This is a genomic window from Thermomonospora catenispora (genome assembly GCF_006363815.1).
Classification (GTDB): Bacteria; Actinomycetota; Actinomycetes; order Streptosporangiales; family Streptosporangiaceae; genus Thermomonospora; species Thermomonospora catenispora.
Window position 1 is genome coordinate 1 of sequence record NZ_RRYT01000073.1, and the last position, 4,090, is coordinate 4,090.

The following is a 4,090-nucleotide window of genomic DNA, read 5'->3' on the forward strand; positions in this document are numbered from 1 at the left end:
CGACCACGGCGGCCGGCGCCTGCGCCGCGCCTCCGGGCGGCGCGGGAGGGGGCCGGGCGCGGCGAGGGGCCGCACGGCGCGGCCGGGGAGCCGGCGGGCGAGGCCGGCTCCCCGGAGGCGTGCGCCGTCGTCGGCGGCGGTGTCGCGATCAGCTGCAGCCGCTGGTGGAGCCGCAGCCCTCGCACACGTAGCAGCTGCCCGCCGGGCGCATCTTGGTGCCGCAGGTCATGCACAGGGGCGCGTCGTCGGCGGTGCGGCCCTGGCGGCTCTCGATGACGGACCGGCCGCCGGCGGAGGGCTGCTCGGGCTGCGGACGCGGCGCGGGCTTGGCGATCTCGGCGGTCTGCGCCAGGGTCTCCCGCGCGACCTCCGCGTCGGTGTGCAGGGCGGCCGGGTCCTCGCCGTTGGCCTGCATGGCGCGCTCCTCGGCGGTGAAGATGCCCAGCTCGGCCCGCTTCTCGTACGGCAGGTGGTCCAGGGCCAGCCGGCGGAAGATGTAGTCCATCACCGAGGTGGCCATCCGGATGTCGGGGTCGTCGGTGATCCCGGCCGGCTCGAACCGCATGTTGGTGAACTTCTCCACCCAGGTCTCCAGCGGCACCCCGTACTGGAGGCTGATGGAGATCGCCATGGAGAACGCGTCCATCACCCCGGCCAGGGTCGACCCTTGCTTGCCGAGCTTGAGGAACACCTCGCCCAGCCCGTCGTCGGGGTAGGTGGAGGCGGTCATGTAGCCCTCGGCGCCGGCCACCGAGAACCGGGTGACCGTGGCCGGACGCTGCTTGGGCAGCCGCTTGCGGACCGGGCGGGGCGGGACCGGGGCGGACTCGGCCTTGCCCTCCTGCTTCTCCTGCTTCTTCTTGGCGGCCGAGAGCGGCTGGCCGACCTTGCAGTTGTCCCGGTAGATCGCCAGCGCCTTGAGGCCCATCTTCCAGCCCTCGAAGTACACCTTCTCGACGTCTTCGACGGTGGCGTGCTCGGGCATGTTGATGGTCTTGGAGATGGCGCCGGACAGGAACGGCTGGACCGCGGCCATCATCCGCACGTGGCCCATCGGGCTGATCGCCCGCTCGCCCATCGCGCAGTCGAACACCTCATAGTGCTCCGGGCGCAGGCCGGGCGCGTTCACCACGTGCCCGTGCTCGGCGATGTACTCGACGATCGCCTCCACCTGCTCGTCGGGGTAGCCCAGGGTGCGCAGGGCCCGCGGGACGGTGTGGTTGACGATCTCCATCGACCCGCCGCCGACCAGCTTCTTGAACTTCTTCAGCGCCAGGTCGGGCTCGATGCCGGTGGTGTCGCAGTCCATCATCAGCCCGATGGTCCCGGTGGGGGCCAGCAGCGAGGCCTGGGCGTTGCGGTAGCCGTGCTTCTCCCCCAGGGTCAGGCACTCGGCCCACTGCCGGGTGGCCTCGGCGTGGATCGCCTTGTCCATCTCGCCGAGGGTGCGCAGGTCGTCGTTGGCGGCGGCGTGCTTGCGCATCACCCGCTTGTGGGCCTCGGCGTTGCGCGCGTACCCCTCGTAGGGGCCGACGACGGCGGCCAGCTCGGCGGAGCGGCGGTAGGCGGTGCCGGTCATCAGCGAGGTGATCGCCGCGGCCAGGGCGCGTCCGCCGTCGGAGTCGTAGGCGTGCCCGGTGGCCATCAGCAGCGCGCCGAGGTTGGCGTAACCGATGCCCAGCTGCCGGTAGGCCCGGGTGGTCTCGGCGATCTTCTCGGTGGGGAAGTCGGCGAAGGTGACCGAGATGTCCATCGCGGTGATGATCAGCTCGGTCAGCTTCACGAACCGCTCGACGTCGAAGGTGTTGTCCTCCCGCAGGAACTTCAGCAGGTTGATCGACGCCAGGTTGCAGGAGGAGTTGTCCAGGCTCATGTACTCCGAGCACGGGTTGCTCGCGGTGATGCGCCCGGTCTCGGGGTTGGTGTGCCAGTCGTTGATGGTGTCGTCGTACTGGATGCCCGGGTCGGCGCACTCCCAGGCGGCCTGGGCCATGGCGCGGAACAGGTCGCGGGCGCGGACGGTCTCGATGACCTCGCCGGTGAGCCGGGCGCGCAGGCCGAACTCCTCGTCGTTCTCCACCGCGCGCATGAACTCGTCGGAGACCCGGACGGAGTTGTTGGCGTTCTGGTACTGGACGCTGGTGATGTCCTTGCCGCCCAGGTCCATGTCGAACCCGGCGTCCCGCAGCGCGCGGATCTTGTCCTCCTCGCGCGCCTTGGTCCAGATGAACTCCTCGATGTCGGGGTGGTCGACGTCCAGCACGACCATCTTGGCGGCCCGCCGGGTCGCCCCGCCCGACTTGATGGTGCCGGCCGAGGCGTCCGCGCCGCGCATGAACGACACCGGTCCGCTGGCGGTGCCGCCCGAGGACAGCAGCTCCTTGCTGGAGCGGATCCGCGACAGGTTCAGCCCGGCGCCCGAGCCGCCCTTGAAGATGATCCCCTCTTCCTTGTACCAGTCGAGGATCGACTCCATGGTGTCGTCCACCGACAGGATGAAGCAGGCGCTGACCTGCTGGGGCGAGTTGGTGCCGACGTTGAACCAGACGGGGGAGTTGAAGCTGAAGATCTGGTGGACGAGGGCGTACTTGAGCTCGTGGTCGAAGATCTCGGCGTCCTCGTCGGAGGCGAAGTAGCCGTGCGCCTTGCCGGTCTCGGTGTAGACGTCGACGACCCGGTCGACCAGCTGCTTGAGGCTCCACTCGCGCTGGGGGGTGCCGACGGCGCCGCGGAAGTACTTGGAGGTCACGATGTTGACCGCGTTCACCGACCAGAAGTCGGGGAACTCCACTCCGCGCTGCTCGAAGTTGACCGACCCGTCCCGCCAGTTCGTCATGACGACGTCCCGGCGCTCCCAGGTGACCTGGTCGTACGGATGGACCCCCGGTGTGGTGAAGATCCGCTTGATCTTCAGCCCTTTGCGGCTCTTGCCTCGTCGGGACGCCGAGCCGCTCACCGTTTCGGTCATGACTATCCCCCTTCAGGCCGCAGTCGGCCCTCTACCAGGAACAACGATGTCTCACGGCCGGTTCGTCCGCCGGCCGGGATTTTTCACTCGTCGCGCTCCGCCCGATCCCGCTCCTTGGCGGCGCGCAGCGCTCGGATCTCCCGCTCGAAGTCCTCCAGCGACTCGAACCCCCGGTAGACGGAGGCGAATCGCAGGTAGGCGACCTCGTCGAGCTCGCGGAGCGGCCCGAGGATGGCCAGGCCCACCTCATGGGAGGCGATCTCGGCGACCCCGGTGGCCCGGATCGCCTCCTCCACCTGGTGCCCCAGCTTGGCTAGCGCATCCTCGTCGACCGGACGGCCCTGGCAGGCGCGCCGGACCCCGGCGATGATCTTGTCTCGGGAGAACGGCTCGGTGACCCCGCTGCGCTTGGCCACCATCAGCAGCACGGTCTCCTGTGTGGTGAAGCGCTTGCCGCACCGGGGGCAGGAGCGGCGGCGCCGGATGGCCGCGCCGTCCTCGGCGGACCGGCTGTCGATCACCCGGCTGTCGGGGTGCCGGCAGAACGGGCAGTGCACGTCTCTCGACCTCCCCTGACAGACCGCCACAAGACCACAACTTGTGGATAATCACATCGGTGTAACTACTAGATGTTGTGGTCAACCGTAGGGGTCGGCCGGGTCCAGTGCAAGCCGGAACGATCACCTCGGCCGTAGACCCTCATCACACGGGGCGCAGCGGTCCCCCGTCGGCGTGTCGCCTTCCCCCGTCGGTCACCCGCCCGGTATCCGCAGCGCCTGCCCCGGCCGCACGGCCGCCCCGCCCAGGCGGTTGGCCTCGATGATCCGCTGCACGGTCGTGTGCGGGTCGGCGTCGGGCCTGGCCCGGGTCGCGATGGTCCACAGCGTGTCCCCGGACTGCACGACCACCCACGCGTCCTGCCGTGGGGTCGTCTCCTCGCGTTCTCCGCTCATCGTCCCGAGCCAGAACGACCCCGCCATCAGCCCGGCCACGCCGATCCCGACCACGACCTTCCCCCGCCGGGTGAGCCGCACCGGCCCGGCGTCGGCGACGGGCGTCGCCGGCCGTCGGCGCGGCGCGGGCCGGGAGGCGCCGGGGCGCCCTGCGGCGGGGCGTGCGGCC

3 protein-coding genes are annotated in these 4,090 nt (G+C 70.3%); all 3 read right to left on the reverse strand.

What is annotated here, in order from left to right; translation table 11 throughout:
* Positions 1 to 148: 148 nt before the first annotated feature.
* On the reverse strand, positions 149 to 2,968 hold the full coding sequence (locus EIO00_RS23815; RefSeq protein ID WP_140182663.1) for a vitamin B12-dependent ribonucleotide reductase: 2,820 nt from the start codon (positions 2,966 to 2,968) through the stop codon (positions 149 to 151).
* Positions 2,969 to 3,051: 83 nt separating this feature from the next.
* Complete coding sequence (gene nrdR / locus EIO00_RS23820; protein ID WP_140182665.1) at positions 3,052 to 3,525, reverse strand: transcriptional regulator NrdR; 474 nt, start codon at positions 3,523 to 3,525, stop codon at positions 3,052 to 3,054.
* 195 nt (positions 3,526 to 3,720) lie between these two features.
* Positions 3,721 to 4,090, reverse strand: a 370-nt coding sequence (locus EIO00_RS23825) for a LysM peptidoglycan-binding domain-containing protein (protein ID WP_206664250.1), incomplete at its 5' end; no start/stop codon positions are given.